Annotated in this window: 17 protein-coding genes, 1 tRNA gene and 1 pseudogene; 5 read left to right on the top strand and 14 right to left on the bottom strand. The window is 63.8% G+C overall.

Annotated elements, in window-relative coordinates:
• Nucleotides 1–9 precede the first annotated feature (9 nt).
• The 6 genes from QX121_RS05170 to QX121_RS05145 all read right to left on the bottom strand — a co-directional run bounded on the left by QX121_RS05170 (nt 10) and on the right by QX121_RS05145 (nt 7,809).
• Nucleotides 10–1,935 carry a hypothetical protein gene (locus QX121_RS05170; protein ID WP_315811346.1) on the bottom strand — a complete coding sequence of 642 codons (1,926 nt, stop codon included), beginning with the start codon at nt 1,933–1,935 and terminating at the stop codon, nt 10–12.
• Nucleotides 1,936–2,208: 273 nt separating this feature from the next.
• Nucleotides 2,209–3,246 (bottom strand): zinc-dependent alcohol dehydrogenase family protein, encoded by a 1,038-nt coding sequence (locus QX121_RS05165; protein WP_315811421.1) that lies wholly within the window; start codon nt 3,244–3,246, stop codon nt 2,209–2,211.
• 204 nt (nt 3,247–3,450) lie between these two features.
• Complete coding sequence (locus QX121_RS05160; protein ID WP_409999311.1) at nt 3,451–4,455, bottom strand: FAD:protein FMN transferase; 1,005 nt, start codon at nt 4,453–4,455, stop codon at nt 3,451–3,453.
• Complete coding sequence (locus tag QX121_RS05155; protein WP_315811344.1) at nt 4,436–6,640, bottom strand: PepSY domain-containing protein; 2,205 nt, start codon at nt 6,638–6,640, stop codon at nt 4,436–4,438. Before QX121_RS05155 ends, QX121_RS05160 begins: the two co-directional genes overlap by 20 nt.
• A 23-nt stretch (nt 6,641–6,663) precedes the next feature.
• A complete protein-coding gene (locus QX121_RS05150; protein ID WP_315736963.1) occupies nt 6,664–7,134 on the bottom strand; it encodes a DUF2271 domain-containing protein in 471 nt (156 codons plus the stop codon).
• A 252-nt stretch (nt 7,135–7,386) separates the two neighbouring features.
• Nucleotides 7,387–7,809: a PepSY domain-containing protein gene (locus tag QX121_RS05145; protein ID WP_315811343.1), complete on the bottom strand. Its 423-nt coding sequence runs from the start codon at nt 7,807–7,809 to the stop codon at nt 7,387–7,389.
• A gap of 159 nt (nt 7,810–7,968) precedes the next feature.
• Between QX121_RS05145 and QX121_RS05140 the strand changes: the two genes are divergently transcribed.
• The 3 genes and pseudogenes from QX121_RS05140 to QX121_RS05130 all read left to right on the top strand — a co-directional run.
• Nucleotides 7,969–8,631 (top strand): response regulator transcription factor, encoded by a 663-nt coding sequence (locus QX121_RS05140; protein ID WP_315811342.1) that lies wholly within the window; start codon nt 7,969–7,971, stop codon nt 8,629–8,631.
• Nucleotides 8,628–10,028 (top strand): ATP-binding protein, encoded by a 1,401-nt coding sequence (locus QX121_RS05135; RefSeq protein WP_315811341.1) that lies wholly within the window; start codon nt 8,628–8,630, stop codon nt 10,026–10,028. Before QX121_RS05140 ends, QX121_RS05135 begins: the two co-directional genes overlap by 4 nt.
• A 96-nt stretch (nt 10,029–10,124) precedes the next feature.
• Nucleotides 10,125–10,303 (top strand): annotated as a pseudogene (locus QX121_RS05130) (transposase); the annotation flags it as partial.
• A 134-nt stretch (nt 10,304–10,437) separates the two neighbouring features.
• On the opposite strand, the gene QX121_RS05125 reads toward QX121_RS05130, so the two are convergent.
• The 8 genes from QX121_RS05125 to QX121_RS05090 all read right to left on the bottom strand — a co-directional run bounded on the left by QX121_RS05125 (nt 10,438) and on the right by QX121_RS05090 (nt 17,007).
• Nucleotides 10,438–10,513 (bottom strand) — tRNA-Lys (locus QX121_RS05125).
• Nucleotides 10,514–10,678: 165 nt separating this feature from the next.
• Nucleotides 10,679–11,284, bottom strand: coding sequence for a Spy/CpxP family protein refolding chaperone (locus QX121_RS05120; protein ID WP_315811340.1), 606 nt, complete (start codon nt 11,282–11,284; stop codon nt 10,679–10,681).
• A 149-nt stretch (nt 11,285–11,433) separates the two neighbouring features.
• Complete coding sequence (locus QX121_RS05115) at nt 11,434–12,759, bottom strand: TRAP transporter large permease subunit (RefSeq protein ID WP_315811339.1); 1,326 nt, start codon at nt 12,757–12,759, stop codon at nt 11,434–11,436.
• Nucleotides 12,756–13,322 carry a TRAP transporter small permease gene (locus QX121_RS05110; RefSeq protein ID WP_315811338.1) on the bottom strand — a complete coding sequence of 189 codons (567 nt, stop codon included), beginning with the start codon at nt 13,320–13,322 and terminating at the stop codon, nt 12,756–12,758. The genes QX121_RS05115 and QX121_RS05110 overlap by 4 nt, the downstream gene beginning before the upstream one ends.
• Before the next feature lie 122 nt (nt 13,323–13,444).
• The gene (locus tag QX121_RS05105; protein ID WP_315736952.1) at nt 13,445–14,461 is read right to left on the bottom strand and encodes a TRAP transporter substrate-binding protein; all 1,017 of its coding nucleotides are present in this window, start codon (nt 14,459–14,461) and stop codon (nt 13,445–13,447) included.
• Nucleotides 14,462–14,760: 299 nt separating this feature from the next.
• On the bottom strand, nt 14,761–16,338 hold the full coding sequence (locus QX121_RS05100) for a 2-isopropylmalate synthase (RefSeq protein WP_315756322.1): 1,578 nt from the start codon (nt 16,336–16,338) through the stop codon (nt 14,761–14,763).
• Between the two features lie 112 nt (nt 16,339–16,450).
• Nucleotides 16,451–16,576 (bottom strand): hypothetical protein, encoded by a 126-nt coding sequence (locus tag QX121_RS05095; RefSeq protein WP_284423887.1) that lies wholly within the window; start codon nt 16,574–16,576, stop codon nt 16,451–16,453.
• A gap of 296 nt (nt 16,577–16,872) precedes the next feature.
• Complete coding sequence (locus QX121_RS05090; protein ID WP_315736949.1) at nt 16,873–17,007, bottom strand: hypothetical protein; 135 nt, start codon at nt 17,005–17,007, stop codon at nt 16,873–16,875.
• Between the two features lie 444 nt (nt 17,008–17,451).
• Between QX121_RS05090 and QX121_RS05085 the strand changes: the two genes are divergently transcribed.
• Complete coding sequence (locus QX121_RS05085) at nt 17,452–18,198, top strand: alpha/beta fold hydrolase (RefSeq protein WP_315811337.1); 747 nt, start codon at nt 17,452–17,454, stop codon at nt 18,196–18,198.
• A 315-nt stretch (nt 18,199–18,513) separates the two neighbouring features.
• Nucleotides 18,514–20,073: a serine hydrolase gene (locus tag QX121_RS05080; RefSeq protein ID WP_315811336.1), complete on the top strand. Its 1,560-nt coding sequence runs from the start codon at nt 18,514–18,516 to the stop codon at nt 20,071–20,073.
• Nucleotides 20,074–20,300: the final 227 nt, after the last annotated feature.

Below are 20,300 nucleotides of genomic sequence, written 5' to 3'. Positions count from 1 at the left end.
CTTCGTTCCCTAGGCCGAGAGGTCACTCATCGTGTAGCGCCGCAGCAAATGGCCGAAGCTCGCCAGGCAGTCGGTCGCGCGCTCGATCGCCCGCGCGAGCTCCAGAGCGCCAAGAGAGGCTGCCAGATCGAGCCCGCCGGAGAATACGCTCGCAGTGATTTCCCGTTCTTTGGCATCCGCCTGGTGCTCGGCATCCATCAGCCGGGCAACCGCCGCCAACGCATCTTCCGAATCTGCCCGGCGGCCTTCCTGGACCTCGGCAGCGGCGGCGAGGCCCGACGCGGCGTGCTCGGTTGCCGACACCGCCACCAACGCGAGCGCCCCCAGTGCGGATCTGATCTCGGGCTTCAGCGCGCCCGGCGCCAGCGACGCAATGAACGCAGCCTGCTCCAACTCATCGATCGCCTGCTCGATCCGGTCGACCAGGTCGCCGATCACCGGCCGCGCAGCGAGCCGCGCGATTTCCGCACGCGCCTCGATGGCGATCCTGTCGGCCTTCCGCTCGATCCGGCCCGCCCGCTCCGCGAGCTGCCTGACCAACATCGGCTCCGGCTCGATCATCGACACGGCCTGTTGGACCAGCGCCGCCACATCGCGCGCCAGGCCGATCTGTCGGAGCACCATCGCGAGCAATCCGCTATCGACGCGATCGAGATGCCTGACCAACTCGGCGCTGATCCGGTCCCGCGCCAGCCGTGACGACTGCCCCTCGCGCAAAGCCTCGGTCGAGACCTGCAGGCACGTCTTGAGGAAACCGATCGCGGCCTCGCGCCCCAGCACCTGGTCGAGCCGCTCGCCGAAGCCGATGCGCGTCGGTGCCGCGCTGCGCACGGCTGCGCCGAGCAGCTCGCTGCCGCCAAGCTCCAGAAAGCCGCGGTGACCGACACGCTGCCGCGCCGCCCATTCCAGGATACGAACCGCATCGGTCTTGGCGACCCAGCTGCGCAGCAGTTTGCGCGCTTTGTTCCAGTCGATCAGGAACACCAGCGAAGATCCGATGGCGGCGAGCAATTCGTCGCGATCGTCGGGCGCTCCATACTCACAAGATCCGGTGACGAGATAGAACGTCCCGTCGTCCTCGAGCCCCGCGGCGGCATGCTTGTCCAGGCCGCTCCATTTCAGCGAACACTCGTCGAACAGCGATACGAAGAACTTCGCGCGCGCCAGATGAACGTCGGTATAGGTGATGGTCACGGCTCTCGCCGTGACCACGATGACGATCACATGCGCATCGGTGGTGCCGATGTCGTTCTGGATGACCAGCCGGTCGCCCGCCCGGATTGCGGTCGTATCGAGCCCGGGATGATTGAACTTGAGCGGTCTCGTCTCGTTGAGCCCGCGCATGAAGCTCGCGATCGGTGCGCGATCGGCGTCCTGCACGCCGAAGACATGTGCGCCGGCGATGACCTCCTCCGAGTTGCTCGCGGCCAGACGGTTCAATGCCTTGTGCAGGTCCATCACCAGCCGATGCAGGCTGTCCGGTCCGTCATGCTCGACCCCGGTCAGCCGACCGACGCGGGCGATCTCGATCTCCGGCGTCGCTTCGAGGTGACCCGCGCTGCGGATCGAGGCCAGGCGTCTTTCGAACTGCTGACCTTCCGACGGATTGCCTGCGGCGGCGGCACCGATCATCGCGAGAATATCGCCCTCGATGCCCTTCAGCAGAGGAGCGAGTCCCGGTGCCACCACCTTGTCGTCGCCAGCCAGATGTGCTCCGCCGATCAGTGTGACGAGCGCCGCAGGCGCCAGCCCGGCAGCGCGGCTCTCCATCGCGAGATCAGGCACGTTCGCGCGCGGCTGTCTTGCATGTTGGACCGCGGCCTGCAGCGCGCTGAGGCGGAGCTTGATGCGATCGTTGGCGGCCAATCCCTCTGCCACGAGCTGCGGCAGCAGGATGTCGGGTTGTCCGAGCTCTCTGACAATTTCAGTTTTCATCGGCGCACGTCGCAGTTTGATAACGGCCTCGTAGCAGCCGGCGAACGGTGCAGTGTTGCGCTGGATCATTCATCGAAGTGTCACATTCGGCGATCAGCGCTGAAGCTCGGCAGTCCGTAGGTTACGCGCGTCTTTCCCAAAATGTCGCAGTCGTGCGATCGATGCCTTCGTCCAAGCCTGCGACGACAGAGCTGAACCTTCGTCTGGATCGAGAAAAAGGTTAGCCAGCGCCCCTTCAAAGGCCGACCTATCCCCCGGCTATGAGTCCGGGTACTAGAACTCGATCAGTACCTTCAGGGCGTGCGTACTGGCAGCTGCTCCGAAGGTCTCATAGGCGTCCAGGATCTTTTCGAACTTGAACCGATGGGTGATGAGCTTCTTCGCGTCGATCCTGCGAGATTGTACCGTTTTAAGCAGCATCGGCGTGGTGACAGTGTCGACGAGCCTTGTCGTGATCGCAATATTGCGGTCCCACAGTCGCTCCAGGTGCAAATCGACCTTGACGCCGTGAACACCGATATTGGCAATGACGCCGCCGGGCGCAACGATATCCTCGCAGACGATGAAGCTCGCCGGCACACCGACCGCTTCCATGGCGGTGTCGACGCCGCGACCGCCCGTCATCTCCATGATCTTTTCAACAGCCTTGCCATCCTTGTTGTTGATGACAGTTGTGGCGCCGAAGCGGGACGACATCTCCAGGCGATTGTCGTCGAGGTCGATCATGATGATTTCGGCCGGCGAGTAAAATTGGGCCGTCAGCAGGGCTGCCAAGCCGATCGGGCCGGCGCCGACGATCGCCACCGTCGAGCCGGGCTGGACCTTACCGTTGAGCACGCCGCACTCGAAGCCGGTCGGAAGAATATCGCTCAGCATCACCAACGCGTCTTCCTCGGTTCCGGCCGGCACATGATAAAGGCTGGTGTCGGCAAACGGAGTACGCACGTATTCCGCCTGCGTTCCGTCGATTCGGTTGCCAAGGATCCATCCGCCGTTCACACAATGGGAATACATTCCGCGCCGGCAATAGTCGCAGGTCCCGCAGGAGGAAATGCAGGAGATGATGACGTGATCGCCCGGCCTGAAGGCGGTAACGGCGCCGCCGATCTTGTCGACGATGCCGACGCCCTCATGGCCAAGAATTCGGCCGGGTACACAGGTCGGAACGTCGCCTTTCAATATGTGAAGGTCAGTCCCGCAGATTGTCGTCTTCACAAGCTTGACGATGGCGTCGGTCGGAGCCGAAATCTCGGGTTTCGGCCTTTCCTCAACGCCCTTCTTTCCCGGACCGTTATAGACGAGCGCCTTCATGACCATCTCCTCTGCGTCGCGGACGAAAAATTCGCAGAGGAAGCTAAATGGGCGACGATGCGCGAGCTTGATGTTGGTCAAACCTCTCCATCCGGCTGTATCACGATGATTTGTCGGAACCAAGATCCAGCATCGAGAGCCAATCCACCGCATGGCCGTTTGCCGCCGTACTAGGCAGCTAGGCGGAGCGCGTGCACATCGACCTCACCCATGTGATAGATATTGCCGCCTCATCTCCGCCGACGCTGCCCAAGGCACCTCGAACGCCGGACCGACGGGAATCTCGACCAACCTCTCGTTCCCTCGCTGGATAAGCAGGGCACTGAGGCCCTGCGCCTGCGCCAGCGCCTTGCTCTGCACCGGACCGAGGACCATGAATGCCGTCGCCCATGCGTCAGCATCCATGCAGCTTGCCGCGACGACGGAGACTGAGGCGATTGCGTTGTCGATGGGACCGCCGCGTGACCGGTCCATGGTGTGAGACAGACGTTTTCGCCCGAGATCGATCCAATGCCGGTAATCGCCTGAAGTAGCGACCGCCGCGTCCCATAATTCAATGACGCCAAGCGGACCGCGCCGTTCGTAGTCGGGCTTTTCCACCGCCACGCGCCACGGTGTTCCGTCCGCCTTGGCGCCTCGTGCTTTCAGCTCTCCATCCAGACTGACGAGCGCATTGGAAATACCGAAGGCCTCGACCGTTCGCATCATCTCGTCCACGGCGAAACCCTTGGCGATTCCTGAAAGGTCCAACGTAGACTGCGCGTGTTTGCGCACCCTGCTTCCCGGCACATCCAGCTCTAGAACCGTATGGGTTGGCGGCAGTCGCTCACGAAGCGCCATCTGGATCGCGTCCTTGTCGGGAGCAGAGGCAGCAGGTCCGAAGCCCCAGGCATTGACCAGGTGCCCCAGGCCGATGTCAAAGGCTCCGCCCGATGCATGTCCGATCGTCACGCCCCGTTGCAGAACTTGCATGATCTCGGCAGGTAGGGATACCCAGACGCCTTGCGCGGCCGAGTTCAATCGCATCAGATCGCTGTCCGGCTTCCATGTGGACATCTGGCGGTCGACGCGATCGACGGCACGAGCCAGGGCGGCCTCCAGTGCGGCAATGTCGGTGTCAGGAAAAGCATAGACCAGCGCCGACCAGCGCGTTCCCATCGTGGCGCCGCTCAATGCGTGGCGAACAAGATCAGTAGACATCTTCAGCAAGCCTCCCCTGGGCCTTGAGCACCATGGGCGTCAGGCCGGTCGGCGCGAGCACATCAGCTATCGCCTCCGTCACGCCCGCCGCCATGTCGCGCCCACCACACACCATGACCTGCGCACCACCGGCGATCAGGGCACGAAATCGATCGGCGTCCTTGCGCAGCCGATCCTGCACATAGCCGCCGCCTTTCACGCGCGAGAAGGCGGTGGCGAGGCTCGTCAGCCGTCTGTCATTCAGCCAGCCGGCGATCTCGCGCTCATAGAGGAAGTCCGAGGCTGGATCGCGACCGCCGAAATAGAGATGCATGGGCCTGCGCGAGAAATTGGCGCGGACCAATCCCGCCAGGGGACCAATGCCGGTGCCGGCGCCGATCAGGATGACCGGCTTTCGTCCGCGCGCCGGACGGAAGGCTGGATTGGCCTTCACGAAGGCCTCGACGCTGTCGCCCGGCTCAAGCCCGTGAAGCAGGCCCGAGCAAAGCCCGCCGGGATGTTTGCGCACGCAGATCTCGACAAATCCATCGCTGGTCGAACTGGCCAACGAATAATAGCGCGGTGAGGTGCAGCCCGGCGGCACGATGCCTATGAGGTCGCCTGCCGTGAAGCGCGGCCAGCCGCCCCCTGCGACGCGCGCGAACATGTGGCTCATCGGCAGCGCGAAGCGCAGCACGCAGGTTGGCGCCTGCACCTCCGCGCCGTAGTCGACGCGGTCGACAAGCGTCAGGGTATGCGTGCGCGGCCGCTCAGGCACGTGCAGCAGCGCCAGCTCTTCGCCCATGACCTGCGACAGCGCCTCGCCCCACCGCGCGAATTCCTGCGCGGATTGACGGTCAATCGTCTCCAGCGGCATCAGCGACGCCCAGCCCTTCCGCGCCAACGTCGCTTCGACGTCGCGAGCGAAACGGCAGAATTGCGGAAATTGCCGGTCACCGAAGCCGAGGACCGCGATTGGGAAAGGCGGCGGCTCTGTGATCCCGTCAAGGCGTTTGAGGAACACGCTGGCCGTCGCGGGAGCCGCGCCGTCGCCATAGGTCGCGGCCAGCAGGAACATGCGCCGCGCCGATGGATAGGATCGCAACAAGCTATCCATCGAGGCCGTATGAACCCCGTGTCCGTTAGCCGTCAGGGCGGCGTGCAGCGTGCGGGCAAAGCCCCATGTGCTGCCACCCTCGCTCCCGACCAGGATCACGGTGTCGGCGTTCTTGGCGATAACGTTGTCAGCAATTGGAGCATATGCACGGCGCCGGCTCCACCACATCACAGCTCCGCTCAAGCCAAGTACCGGAACGTTGAGGGCACTGACGCCCAGCAGCAAGCCGAGCCACCACAGCCCTTGGCCGGTGTGCAGCATGTAGATGAATTCGTAGATCTGCCGGGCGATTGAATGGTCGTGCCAAGCCAGCAGGCCTCCGCCCGCGGGATCGACATATCCTTCGCCGGTCACGGTGGTCAGGTGAAAGAGATCGTCCGGGTTCGCCGGGTTGGGAAAAGTCAGCACTCGGAGCTGGGAAAGATCGATCCCGCGCAAGGCCGTGATTTGCTCGACGGGAAGAGCCGGGCCGCGGGTCGTCGCCGTCGGGAAAGCGGGCGCCTGCGACATGCCGTCCGAAATCAGTCCGAACGTGGTGAGCGACAGATAGAGCGCCGTCAGAGTTGACAGCAGAAGCCCACCAGCCGCCAGCCGGCCGAGGTCGGTATGTAGTCGCTGAATGCCATTGCCGCGCGCCCGGCTGAGAATCTGTTCCCATCCTCCCATGCACCGGGCGGTCATCTGCAGGCCAGACAGCAGCAGGACCAGCATCGCCAGCGCGCCGACGCCGGCGGCCACGCGCCCGCTATCGCCGAGAAAGAACGAGCGATGCAGGTTGGTCATCCAGCGTTCGAATGCCGAGCGCGTGTAGTCCGAAACAAATTCACCGCTCACAGGGTTCACCACGCTCGCGGCCGGGCCATCGTTCCCGGAATAGAAGGCGATGATCTTACCGGAGGGCAGGCGTTTGAGCTCCTCCACACCAGGATAGGTGCCGACGACTCGGCCAGCCAAAGCGGCGACGGTGACACTGCTTGGCGAAATTGCTTCAGCCCGATCCCAGGCCGGAATCGCCGACAGCACCGAACCGCTGATCGCGAGTGCCATCAGCGGAATGATGACGAAAAGGCCTAGAATCCGATGAATCCAGCGCAGCATGACATCCATCCCTGTCCATAGGCCTACATGGCGTAGGTGAAGGAGCGGACGTAGCTGCGGCCCGCCGCGGGCCGACTTGCCCCCGCGGATGTCAGCGGAACGACCACCTCGGACGGGCTGTCCCGCATGTCCTCGGCGGCGGCATCGATGTGGAGCTTGTAGCCTGCATCAAAGAGCGCATCCGCGAGGTCCAGCGTGACTTTCAGCGTCCGGCCGGCACCGACGCTGGCACCCGTAATGCCGTTGATTTCGGCGGGGTTTCCGCGGGATCCTCGGTTCCAACCGCTGAGATGGCTGTAATATTTGGACTTTGAGCCCGCCACCCACAGCGTGCCTTTATAGGCGCCCGTGGAATCGGTCACGTAAAGCGCGAGATAGGCTCCGTTCCCGCCATAGTTGCTGAGCGTGGTGGTCAGCGTGACAGGACGCGCCATGGCGAGCCCGGGAGCGGTCAGCGCGGTGGTGACGGCAAGGACGGCGAGCAGCGATTTCATTGTTGGTCTCCAGCAGTGGCGTATTGATCGCACCAAGACTGAAGACCGCAGATGACGTGCTCCTGAAGGTCGATAGGAATCTGCTTCAGGCAGCCGTCAGGTTGGACCTTTTCAAAAACGGCAAACGCCCCGCAGCAAGCGGGGCGCACTTGAACGCGATGTGTTCGTTCGCCTCAGGCAATGGAAGTCAATGGCGCCGACTCTCACCTTCTCTGATCACGGCTCCAACGAGATGGACTCCGCACCACGGCATCACTTGACTTCGGCCTTGGGGACGGCACCGCCCTGAAAAAGCCCGTTGGAAGGCGGTACTCCCGCTGGCTCAGGGGCTCCCTCCGGCCCGGAGCGTCCACTACGCCGGGCACCGTCTTCCTCATCATCGCGGTTCCTGCCGTGCTCTCCACGCTTCTGTTTCACGCGGATCACGGCGAGCGATGCGGGATCTACCTTTGCCTCGATCTCACGACCGTTCTCGTCCTGCCCTCGAATCTCGAAGCATCCATCGTCGATCTTGATCCTTCGCACGGTCCAGCCGCGCGCCTTTGCCATTTGCTCGACTGCTTCGCGCGGCTGCCATTGGGCCATGGGAACCTTGCAGTCGTCATTATCAGCCACCGCCAGACCCGGCGCCAGAGTGCCCATCAGAATGGCCACGATCACTGCTATCGCTTTCACGTTTCCTGCTCCCGTTCGAAGCCTCAACCTGTCGTCCTTGTGAGCCGGTTTCCTGACGGCGACCTGAAGACGCTGTGGCTTTTGCGTCAGGTCAACGTCAGATTCCCCTCTATGACTATCTATGATCCGAGATGGATGGGGGGTGGGCGGAATGAGGCGATGCGGATATTGCTGATTGAAGACGACACGATTCTGGGCGCCGCGGTGCGCGACCAGATCGTCTCCGATGGACACTCAGTTGACTGGGTTACCCGCCTTGATGCCGCGCAGGACCATCTGCGCAGCACGGCCTATGACCTGCTTCTACTGGATCTGATGCTGCCCGACGGTCGCGGTATCAAGCTCCTGCGCGATCTCCGCACCGAGGGCATGGTGACGCCGGTCATCATCCTGACGGCACTCGATCAACTCTCCGATCGCATTGAAGGCCTCAACGCCGGCGCGGACGATTACATGATCAAGCCCTTCGATCTTTCGGAGCTTTCGGCGCGGCTGAACGCCGTCGCGCGTCGCTATTCCGGCAATCCGAATCCACTTGTCGGGATCGGCGATCTCCAGATCGATCTGGCCGCCCGCTCAATCACCCGTGCAGGAAAGAACATCAACTTGACAGCGCGGGAATGGGTGCTGTTCGAGACCTTCGTGCAGCGACCGCGTCGGGTCCTGTCAAAGACCATTCTTGAGGAACGGCTCTATTCATTTGGAGAAGAGATCGAGAGCAACACCATCGAGGTGCACGTCAGTCGGCTTCGCAAGAAGCTCGGACACGACGTCATCGAGACGGTGCGTGGTCTCGGTTACCGACTGGGACACAGCGCATGATGCCGCCGCGCAGCTTGCAGTGGCGCATCTCGCTGTGGCTAGGACTCGGCATCGCACTTCTCTGGATCGTCGCAGCCGTCGCGACAGCTCAAAGGCTGCGCCACGAAATGAACAGGGTTTTCGATAGTGCGCTCGAGGAAACAGCCCAGCGCATCCTGCCACTCGCAGTGCTCGACATCCTGGACCGCGAGGACGGCGACACCTCGCAGCGTATTGCGACCCTGAGGGAGCATGACGAGTACTTCACTTATATCGTGCGCGACGCGCGCGGGTCCGTGCTGCTGCGCTCGCACCGCGCTGACGACGCGATATTTCCGCCTTTCGCCAAGACGGGGTTCGTCGACACAGCGACCCACCGACTCTACTTCGACGCCGCGCTGCGAAACACGGTGACGATCGCCGTGGCAGAACCGCTTGCCCACCGTCGCGAGGTCGCAAACAAGGCTCTCCTCGGCCTGGCTCTGCCGCTCGGCCTCTTGGTGCCTCTCGGTCTTGTGGCGGTTTGGGGCGTCGTGCGCGTCTCGATGGCGCCGGTCAGGCGCCTGGGGAGGGGTATAGAGGCGCGTGGCAGCGGCGACCTGTCTCCGATTCCGGTCGCAGACCTGCCCTCCGAGATCGCACCGATTGCCGACGCTGTGAACCACCTGTTGGAAGGGCTTCGGCGTGCACTAGAAGCTGAGCGAAGCTTTACTGCCAACTCTGCGCACGAACTGCGTACACCGATCGCCGCCGCGTTGGCGCAGACACAGCGGCTGATCGCGGAGACGCAGGACGCTGCGGCGCAAAGTCGGGCACAGCAGATCGAGACGGCGCTGCGGCGGCTTTGGCGACTGTCTGAAAAGTTGATGCAACTGGCAAAGGCCGAGGGCGGGCGCCTTCAAGCCAAGGAGACGATCGACATCGCATCCGTGCTGAAATTAGTCTCAGACGAGATAATGCGCGATCCGGCCACGGCCGGCCGGCTTGTTCTCAATATTCCTGCGACGCCGGTTCTGTTGGATATTGATACCGATGCTTTTGCCATTCTGGCGCGCAACCTGATCGAGAATGGCCTCAAGCACGGAGCGTCGGACGCTCCGGTCACAGTGACACTTTCAAACATTGGCGTGCTCACGGTGACCAACGAAGGACCGCCGGTTCCGCCAGAGTTGCTGACGCGCCTGTCCCGCCCCTTCGAGCGCGGTCGTACTGATGCAGAAGGGTCCGGCCTGGGCCTGGCGATTGCAAGAGCCATCGCCTCCGGCGTTGGCGGCGAGCTTATTCTAACATCTCCGTTGCCTGGAGCGCAGAGTGGTTTCCAGGCCCGCTTTTCCCTCCAAGCCTTGGGCCCAGTTGAAGAAAGTGCGAGTAAAAAGGGAAAAAACCCCGGCGCGGTAGGCTCGACGCATTGCATGTGATGAGAATACGAAAAACCGGGCGCGTCCCCACCTGTCCACGACGGGAGGCCAGGCCGGCAGACCGACGGCCGCTAGGTCACTCCGGAAGGCGAGCGGCTGAACAGCGACGGCCGCCGCGAGGTTCTCGGCATGGACATCGTCCCTCCGAGACATTCTGGACGGCGTTCCTGCACGTGCTCGCCCGCCGTGGGCTGTGCGGCGTCAAACTTGTGATCTCCGACGCGGATGAAGACATCAAGGCTTCAGTCAGCAAGGTCCTGTCCGCATCGCGCCAAGCTGCATTCGACCGATCCGATCGAGCGGCTCAATGGCGAGATCAAGCGCCGGCATCTTCCGAAATGACCGCTTGTCGGAATGGCTTCACGGGATCAGCCAATTCACGGGATCAGCCAAGAGTCCTTGAAAGGCTTGGTGGGCGCACTAGGGCTCGAACCTAGGACCCGCTGATTAAGAGTCAGCTGCTCTACCAACTGAGCTATGCGCCCGGATCTTGCATCCGGAGAAAGCCTTCCGCGAGAGCCGGTCGTTTAGCAAAGCGATTCCGAGATGTCCAGCGATCCCTGAGGATTTTTCGGCACTTTCGATGCAGAAAAACCGCCGGCGGGCGGCGGTTTTCCCCAAGTGAAATCAGACGGATCGTTAAACGGCTGTCAGAGCCGCCCGGACTCGCGTTCCTCCTCGGACCAGCCCATGCGGCCCATCGGTCCCGGGCCGAAACGATGCTCGCCGAAGCCCGGACCATCCTCCGTGCCGCCCTCGCCGCGCTCCATCCAGCGGTGATGGCGCGGACCGTCCGGTCCCATCATGCGCCCCATCGGCCGGGTCAGCATCGACAGCCGGCGCTTCTGGCCGTCGTCGAGCGTCTTGTAGAGCGGGTCGGCGGCGTCGGCGACCTTCTTCATCGCATCCGCCGTGACCGCCATGGTGTCGGCACGCTCGCGCAGCCGCGCCACCGGATCGACATCCTTGTCCTGCGCCTCATCGGCGGCCTTCATTCGCGCGTTGGCACGATCGAACCGCAGCTTGACGAGATCGCGCACCGCGCTCTCGACCGGCGGCCACAACTTCTCCTGGTCCGCCGTCAGCTTCAGTCCGGCATGGACGGAAGCGATGCGCGCATCGAGCATGGCGGCGCGATCTTCCGGATTCATGCGCGCATGGTGCATGTGATCATGAAACCAGCCGCGCTGGGCGTAGACCGCGGTCGAGCCGGCGATGGCGAGCACGGCGACAGCGGCGATGGTGAACTTTCTCATGCCAACCTCCTTGGAAAGTCGGATCAGCATGAGCCTGCCGTTCCGCGCCTTCAACTTACAGTTTGGACAGAGTGTGCGACCTTACGAAGATGTAATTGCTTCAAATACCTTTCTGTTTTTGCAAATCAGTTTCAGTTCGTTGCCGCGCCTCAAAGCATCCCCAGCATGCGCGGCAACCACAGCGAGATTTCCGGCACGTATGTGACGAGCGCGAGGAAGCCCAGCATCGTCAGCAGCCAGGGCATGACGGCGATGGTCAGTTCGGTGATGCCCATCTTGGCGATGCCGGAGGCGACGTAGAGGTTGAGCCCGACGGGCGGGTGGCACATGCCGACCTCCATGTTGACCACCATCAGGATGCCCAGATGCACCGGATGGATGCCGAGCTTGACCGCGACCGGGAACAGGATCGGCGCCATGATCAAGACGATCGAGGTCGCCTCCATCACGTTGCCGGCGAGCAGCAGGAGGATGTTGACGACCAAGAGGAACACGATCCAGTTGACGCCGGCCGCCGCCATCCAGTTGGCGATCTGTTGCGGGATGTTCTCATTGGCCATCAGGAACGAGAACAGCACGGCATTGGTGATGATGTAGAGGATCATCGCGCTCATGTTGGCCGAGCCGAGCAGCACCTTCGGCACGTCCTTCAGCGACATGTCGCGATAGACGAACACCGCGATGACGAAGGCATAGACGGCGCTGACGGCCGCGGCCTCGGTCGGCGTGAATTTGCCGGTGTAGATGCCGCCGAGCACGATCACGATCAGCAGCAGGCCCCAGACGCATTTGCGGAAGGCCGTGAAGCGCTCGGCCCAGCTCGCCCGCGGCATCCGTGGATAGTCGTTCTTCCAGGCCCGGTAGAAGGTCGTGAAGCCGAGCAGGCTCGCCAACATCAGCCCGGGAATGACCCCGGCGATGAACAGCTGACCGACGGAGGCGGAGGAGACGCGATGGCCGGCCGGATCGAGCGCGATGCTACCGCCGGTCGCGACCGCATAGACCACCATCACGATCGAGGGCGGGATCAGGATGCCAAGCGCGCCCGAGGTGGTGATGACGCCGGCACCAAAGCGCTTCGGGAAGCCTTGGCGGACCATCGCCGGCAGCATGATCGAGCCGATCGCGATCACCGTGGCCGGCGACGAGCCGGATACGGCCGCAAACAGCGCGCAGGCCATGACGCCGGCGAGGCCCAGGCCGCCATACCAGTGCCCGACCATCGAGGTCGCGAAATTGATCATCCGCCGGGCGACGCCGCCATGGGTCAGGAAGTTGCCGGCCAGGATAAAGAACGGGATCGCCATGATCTCGAAATTGTCGATGCCCGTGAACAATTTCAGCGCGACCGACTCGGTCGGCACGTTGGTCATGAAGAAGACGAAGGACAGCACGGTCAAGCCGAGCGCGATCGAGATCGGCATGCCCGTCAGCATCAGGAAGATGAGCAGGCTGAAGATGAGGAGGCTGCTCATCGCGCGGCCTCCACGCCCGTCGTCTCGATGCCCTCGACGGCCGCATGATCATGATGCGGTAGCTCGTCGTGGCGGAGATAGTGCCAGGCGACCTGCAGGAAGCGGAAGCACATCAGATAGGAGCCGAGCGGGATGCAGAGGTAGACGAGCCAGCTCGGCAGCTCCATGTCGGGCGTCACCTGGTCGGTCTGCGACAGGCCGTAGACGAACTTGGCGCCCATCGTGCCGATGATGGAGGTGAACAGCGCTCCGCAAAGCAGGCCGAACAGCACCGTCACCTTGCGCAGCGATGGCCGCATCATGTTGACGACGACGTCGACGCCGACATGGATGCCCGTGCGCACGCCGTAGGCGGCGCCGAACTTCGCCATCCACACGAACATGTAGATGCAGAGCTCCTGCGCCCAGGACAGGTCGATCGGAAACAGGATCGGATAGAGGAACGGCACGCCGACCAGATAGCGGTGCAGCACGGCCACGAAGATGATCGAGGTCGCCGCCGCGATCAGGAATGCGATCAGGATCTCCTCGAGCCGATCGAGGATGCGCAACAGAAAGCCCAAGTCCCCTACCCCCACAATCAAACGTCCGCGGCGCTTGGCTGCGCCGTCTGCCTTCTTGCGCGCCGAGTGCTTCACCCTCTCGGTGCGCAGACCATGGCCCGCGCACCGCTCGCCTCACGCCATCAGTTGGTCGTGCCGCGCGTCTCCTTCAGGAACTCGTCGATCAGCGGCTGGCCGACGCGCCCCGCGACGTCCTTGTACACCGGCATCATCGCCTTGCGCATCGCCTCGTCCTGGGCCGGCGTCAGCTTGACCAGCTCGGTCTTGCCGGATTTGCGGATCTCCTCGAGCGCGTCGTCGTTCTCCTTCGCCGACTGGTTGTTGCCGTAGGCGGTCGCTTCCTTCATCGCCTTCTCGCAGGCGGCGCGGATATCCGGCGGCAGGCCGTCCCAGAACTTCTTGTTCACGACCACGACGTAACCGATGTAGCCGTGATTGGTCAGCGTGATGTACTTCTGCACCTCGTGCATCTTCTGGGTATAGATGTTCGAGGGCGTGTTCTCCTGGCCGTCGACGACGCCGGTCTGCAGCGCCTGGTAGACTTCCGAGAACGCCATCACCTGCGGAATCGCGCCGAGCGTCCGGAACTGCGCATCCAGCACCTTCGAAGACTGGATGCGGAACTTCAGACCCTTGTAGTCGGCGGGATCGACGAGCTTCTTGTTGGCGCTCATCTGCTTGAAACCGTTGTCCCAGTAGGCGAGCCCGATCATTCCCTTGGGCTCGAGCAGCTTCAGCAGCCTGGCGCCGAGCGGGCCGTCGGTCACCTTCCGCAGGGTGGCGAGGTCGGGCAGGATGTAGGGTAGATCGAACACCTCGAATTCCTTGATGCCGATCGGGCCGAACTTCGAGTTCGACGGCGCCAGCATCTGCACCGCGCCGAGTTGCAGCGCCTCGAGCTCTTCCTTGTCCTTGTAGAGCTGCGAGTTCGGATAGACTTCGACCTTGACCTTGCCGTCGGTGTACTTCTCGGCCAGCTCCTTGAACTTGTCGGCGGCGAGGCCCTTCGGGGTGTTCGACGCCACCACGTGGCTGAACTTGATCACGATCGGATTGTCGGCGGCCAGGGCCGGGCCGGCCAGAGCGAGCACCGCGAGCGAGGCGGCGGTGGCGATCACATGGCGAAACTTGAAGTGCAAGGTGTCCTCCCGACGTTTCGGGGGACATTGCAATGACGCCCCCGCTTTGTATGCCAAGGACATTGTTAGCGGGTCGCCGGCCGGAATGCCATTGACCGTTAGCCGCAGAGGCGAGGATTCCCGTGCTGCAGCGCAAAAATGGTGGTGACTGTCATTCCGGGGCAGCCGCGCAAGCGGCTGAGCCCGGAATCCGGAGGTTATCGGCGCTGGCGCAAGCCAAGCTCGGGATTCCGGGTTCGACGCTGCGCGTCGCCCCGGAATGACGAAGCAAGGTTCGGCCCCAACCGACGATCGTGAGCTCAGCTCGCCGCTGCGGCCGCCGTACCCGCGCCTTGCGCCACGTCGCGCTGGCGCTTCATGACGAGCTTGTTGAGCGCACCCAGATAGGCCTTCGCAGATGCCACCAGCGTATCCGGATCCGCCGCGCGCGCGGTCATCGAGCGGCCATCCTGCGACAGCCGGACCGAGACCTCGGCCTGCGCGTCGGTGCCCTCGGTGACGGCGTGGACCTGGTACAGCTCCAGCTTGGCCTCGTGCGGCACCAGCGACTTGATGCAGTTGAAGACGGCATCGACCGGCCCGTTGCCCTCGCTCTCCTCGATCTTCGTCACACCGTCGACGTCGAGCTTCATGGTGGCGCGCTGCGGGCCACGGGTGCCGGCAATCACCGACAGCGACAGCAGCTTGATCCGGTCATGGGCACTGACCATGCCCTCGTCGATCAAGGCCTCGATGTCCTCGTCGTAGATGTGCTTCTTGCGATCGGCCAGCGCCTTGAAGCGGACGAAGGCGTCCTCGACCTGGTTGCCTGCCAGCTTGTGGCCCATCTCCTCCAGCTTGTGGACGAAGGCGTGACGGCCGGAATGCTTGCCCATCACCAGCGAGGTCTGCTTCACGCCGACCGTCTCCGGCAGCATGATCTCGTAGGTCTGCGCGTTCTTCAGCATGCCGTCCTGATGGATGCCGCTCTCATGCGCGAACGCATTACGGCCGACGATGGCCTTGTTGTACTGCACCGGGAACGAGGTCGCGGCCGAGACCACCTTCGAGGCGTGGGTGAGCTGCGTGGTGTCGATCTTGTTCCAGTACGGCAGCTTGTCGTTGCGCACGCGCATCGCCATCACGACCTCTTCCAGGGCCGCATTGCCGGCGCGCTCGCCGATGCCGTTGATGGTGCATTCGATCTGGCGGGCGCCGGCGCGGACGCCGGCCATCGAGTTGGCGACCGCCATGCCGAGGTCGTTGTGGCAGTGGACCGAGAACACCGCCTTGTCGGAGTTCGGCACGCTCTCGCGCACGCGCTTGAACAGGTCGTAATACTCCTCCGGCACGGCATAGCCGACGGTGTCGGGAATGTTGATGGTGGTGGCGCCGGCCTTGATCGCAGCCTCGACGCAGCGGCACAGGAAGTCGAACTCGGTGCGGGTGCCGTCCTCGGACGACCATTCGACGTCGTCGGTGTGGTTGCGCGCGCGCGTCACCGAGGAGATCACCAGCTCGAACACCTGCTGCGGGTCCATCTGCAGCTTGTACTTCATGTGCACCGGCGAGGTGGACAGGAAGGTATGGATGCGGCCGCGCCTGGCCGGGCGGATGGCTTCCGCACAGCGGTCGATGTCCTTGGCGCCGGCGCGCGACAGGCCGCAGATCACCGCGTTCTGGGACCGCTTGGCGATCTCGTTGACAGCCTCGAAGTCACCGTCGGACGCGATCGGGAAACCGGCCTCGATGATGTCGACGCCCATGCCGTCCAGCATGGCCGCGATGTTGAGCTTCTCCTCGAAGGTCATGGTGGCGCCGGGGCACTGCTCGCCGTCGCGCAGGGTGGTGTCGAAAATGACGACGCGGTCCTTGTCGGACTGAACGGGATTGGACATCTGCTTTCCTCGAACTTTTCGGGTGGTGCGCGTGGCTTCCAGAGGCGCTGAAGGGTGTTTCGGTGTCGAAGCAGCCCCCTGAGTGCCCAGGCGCATCCCGCCCAGCCGGCCCTCAGGGGCAGCTAAGAAGCAGAAGCTCGATCGCGCCGATCAGGTCGGCGGGCTGCAGCGCGGCGAGCGCGATCGTCCGGGCGTCTGCCCCGGCGATGGCCTCGATCTCTGCGCTGCGAATCAGCATTGCCAAACCCTTTGCGAGAACACGAAAACTGTGCGGCAAAACCGTTGACGGTTTGTTGCCGAGGTGCCCTCGACAGCGCTTTTACTGGGAATGGGAGGGTCTCGCAACGCCGAATAATGGTCAGGAGGGGTGACGTATTGGGGCGGGCACGCGCCGCTCTCCCTATAAATAGGGTCATCCCGGGCAAGGCCGCCAACGCGCCAGCGTTGGCGGACGCCGACCCGGGATCCATACGCCGCGGCGGATTTGGCTGGGCGAGTTGGAGCGGCCATCGTGCCTCGCAGATCTCCCTGGGGTTATGGATCCCGGATCGGCGCACGCGTGACCGCGCGCTTGTCCGGGATGACGGTGAGGGTGTGGTTGTCGGCATCTGCACCAGCACGCATTTCACGCTCCCGCGACACATCCGTGCCCGAGTTGTTCACCGGCATCGAACCCTCTTCCATCAGAGGGTGCAGGGAAGACCGGGCGTCTGCCGACACCCGCGGCCCCCGTGCGATAGAAAATGCACGGGGCAGGAACCACAGGATCGGCCAGGACAACCCGGCCTTCCCTGCGCAACGGCTTTACGGCTTACTTCGCGCTCTCCCTGGGGATCGGCGTTCTTGCCCCCATCGCCCGCGCCGCGGCTTCGCGCAACGGCACGAACTTGACCTCAGCATCGGGAGGCCAGGACCACACGACTTCGCCGTCCGCAAAACGCCGGTCGTCCACCGGCGCCTCACGGCCATCGCTCCCCGCACTCCACGTATCGTGACGACGCGTACGCCCCTCTTCGACGAGGCGGGATGGCGCATACAATCACGATTTCTGAAAAAAAGAAAGTAGAATTTTTGTGCATGATGCAGCGACACGGCCTGTGTTAGGCACGAGCCATGACCAACCGCCTCTTTCTCCACGGCGTCCCCGATACGCCCGCGATCTGGGGACCGCTGATCGCAGCGCTCGGCGCAACCGTCGCCGTGCCCTGCCTGCCGGGCTTCTGCGGCGAGCCGCCCGCGGGCTTCGCAGGCACCAAGGACGCCTACGCGGACTGGCTCCTGGCGCTGATCGAGGCGCAGCATGCGGCGTTCGGGCCGATCGATCTGGTCGGGCATGATTGGGGCGCGCTGCTGGTGCTGCGGGCGGCGTCGCTGCGGCCCGAACTGGTGCGCTCCTGGGCCATTGCGGGCGCGGCGCTCGATGCGGACTATCGGGGACATCTGATCGCGCGGATCTGGAACACGCCGATCCTGGGCGAGCTGTTCATGGCGCTGTCGTCACAACGCATGATGGCGCGTGCGTTCCGCCAGAGCGGCCTGCCAGCAGAGCTTGCTGCGCGCGAAGCCGCGGCATGGCAGGCACCGATGCGCCGGTCGATCCTCGCGCTGTATCGCTCCGCCAACGCGCTTCGCTTCAGCGGTGACTGGATCGAACGGCTGGCGAATCTGCCACGCCGCGGCCTCGTGATCTCGGGCACGCGTGATCCTTACATGTCGCTCGACACCCTCAGCCGCTTCGCGCAGCGCCATGGCGCCCAGCTCCATGTCGAGCAGGACGCCGGCCACTGGAGCATCGTCGAGCGGCCGCAGAGCATTGCCGCCGCGCTGCGGGCGCATTGGTCCGACCGAGAGGACCGATGAGGATGATTGCCGGCCACACATTCGCTGTCGTCCCGGGCAAGTCCGACAACGCGCAAGCGTTGGCGGACCTTACCCGGGACCCATACGCCGCGGCCGACGTGGCTGGGCGAGAACGGTCGGCCATCGTGCCTCGCACATCTCCCTGGGGCTATGGATCCCGGATCGGCGCGCGCGTTGCGCGCTTGTCCGGGACGACACCGGGTATGAGGCGAGCGCCGGTGGCAGTATGACGGCGCGCGGCGATCATCACGCAATCTTTGATTGATTGTCGCGCTCTGATAGCATGTCCTACGCCCCGTTCGCCGGGGGAATGCCATGTTGCGTGTCAGGACCGGATTCTGGTTTACCGTCGCCCTGCTGCTCGTCTGTCCGCTCACGCCCCACGCGGCCGCCGATGAGGCGAGCCGAGCCGGCTTTCCGCAATCCGACTGGCCAATCGCCACCCCCGAGGATGAGGGGATGGATTCGGCGGCCTTGGCGAAGCTCGTCGCCGCGGGCAAGACGTTCAGGTTCGACAGCCTGCTGATCACGCGCCATGGCCGCATCGTGCTCGATGCCAGCTACGCGCCCTACAAGGCCGACGAGCCGCACATCATCAATTCCGCGACCAAAGCCGTGGTCTCGACGCTGATTGCGATGCTGCTCAAGGACGGCGTGCTCGACAGTCTCGATCATCCGGTGCTCGACTTCTTCAAGGATCGCAAGATCGACAATGTCGACGCGCGCAAGCAGGCGCTCACGGTGCAGCACCTGCTCAACATGACTTCCGGGTTCGACTGGGACGAGGGTTATAGCGGCGGCGCCGAGACATCCCTCTACGAGATGGGCCGGAGCCCGGATTGGGTGCAGTACATCCTTGACCGGCCGATGGCGCAAGCGCCCGGCGAGATGTTCTACTACAACAGCGGCAACTCCCATCTGCTCTCCGCGATCGTCACGAAGCTCACCGGCAAGAGCGCAGAGGACTTCGCCAAGGAGAGGCTGTTTGGGCCGCTCGGGATCACCGAGCACGCCTGGTTCAAGGATGCCCAGGGAATTTCCGCCGGCGGTTTCGGGCTGGCGCTGAAGCCGCGCGACATGGCGAAGATCGGCTACCTCTATCTGCGGCGCGGCCGCTGGGGCGAGCAGCAATTGCTGCCGCCGGACTGGATCGAAGCCGTCAACCACGCCACCGTCAGCATGAATGCGAAGTTCGATCCGGGGCTCTCCTACGCCGATCAGTTCTGGGCCCTGCCGGACAAACACGTGTTCATGGCGGTCGGCTACCACTGCCAGGTCATCATGGTGCTGCCCGACCGCGACATCGTGGCGGTGATGACCGCGCGCGAGTTCTGTCCATTCCGCAAGCTCGCCAACACCATTTCGGCGACTGTGACATCTGACAGCGCCCTGCCTGCGGCGCCGGAAGCGGCAGCCGCGCTCGCCGCTGATGTCCGCGAGGTCGCGACGGAAACGCGAGGCCCGGTCGGAGCCTTGCCGGAGATGGCGGCTTCCATCTCGGGCAAGACCTACAGCTTCCCGCCCGGCCCGCTCGGCATCAACACGATCAAGCTGGACCTCACGGGACCGGAACCGCAGGTCACCTGGGACATCCCCTCGCGGGACCGCGCCGGAGGCACGGTGCATCTGCAGAGCCCGATCGGCCTCGATGGCCTCTATCGCAAGACCGCGCCGCCCCATCCCTGGCAGCCCTTCACCTACCGGGCCATGAAGGGCAGCTGGATCGACGCCACGACCTTCGTGATCGACGCCCAGTTCATTGGCCAGGGCGAGGAGCGCAATTGGCGGCTCAGCTTCGACGGCGACAAGGTGACGTTCCGAACGAAGGGCCGCTACGGCAAGGACGTAGTGGTCGAGGGTCATGCGGCGCCATGAGTCCTCGGCGGCTCTGCGCAGCCTGACGAAAGTCGAGCGCAAATGCTGCAGCACTGATCGGCTCCGTTCGGCTGGGCGGAGACATGCCGCACGGCGAGAATTGGAACAGTTCTCATAGCGCTCTGCGTGCCGCGGGCGGCGGATGCGATCTCCCGTCGTTTTCTCAAACAGATCATCTCGTGTATGTCTGCCCTCCCGCCGAGGCTCTCACTCCGCGGCGGGGGATC

It is taken from the genome of Bradyrhizobium sp. SZCCHNR2028, from assembly GCF_032380995.1.
Lineage (GTDB): Bacteria > Pseudomonadota > Alphaproteobacteria > Rhizobiales > Xanthobacteraceae > Bradyrhizobium.
Note: the sequence above shows the minus strand (reverse complement) of the source record. Positions and strands in the feature narration are given on the sequence as shown.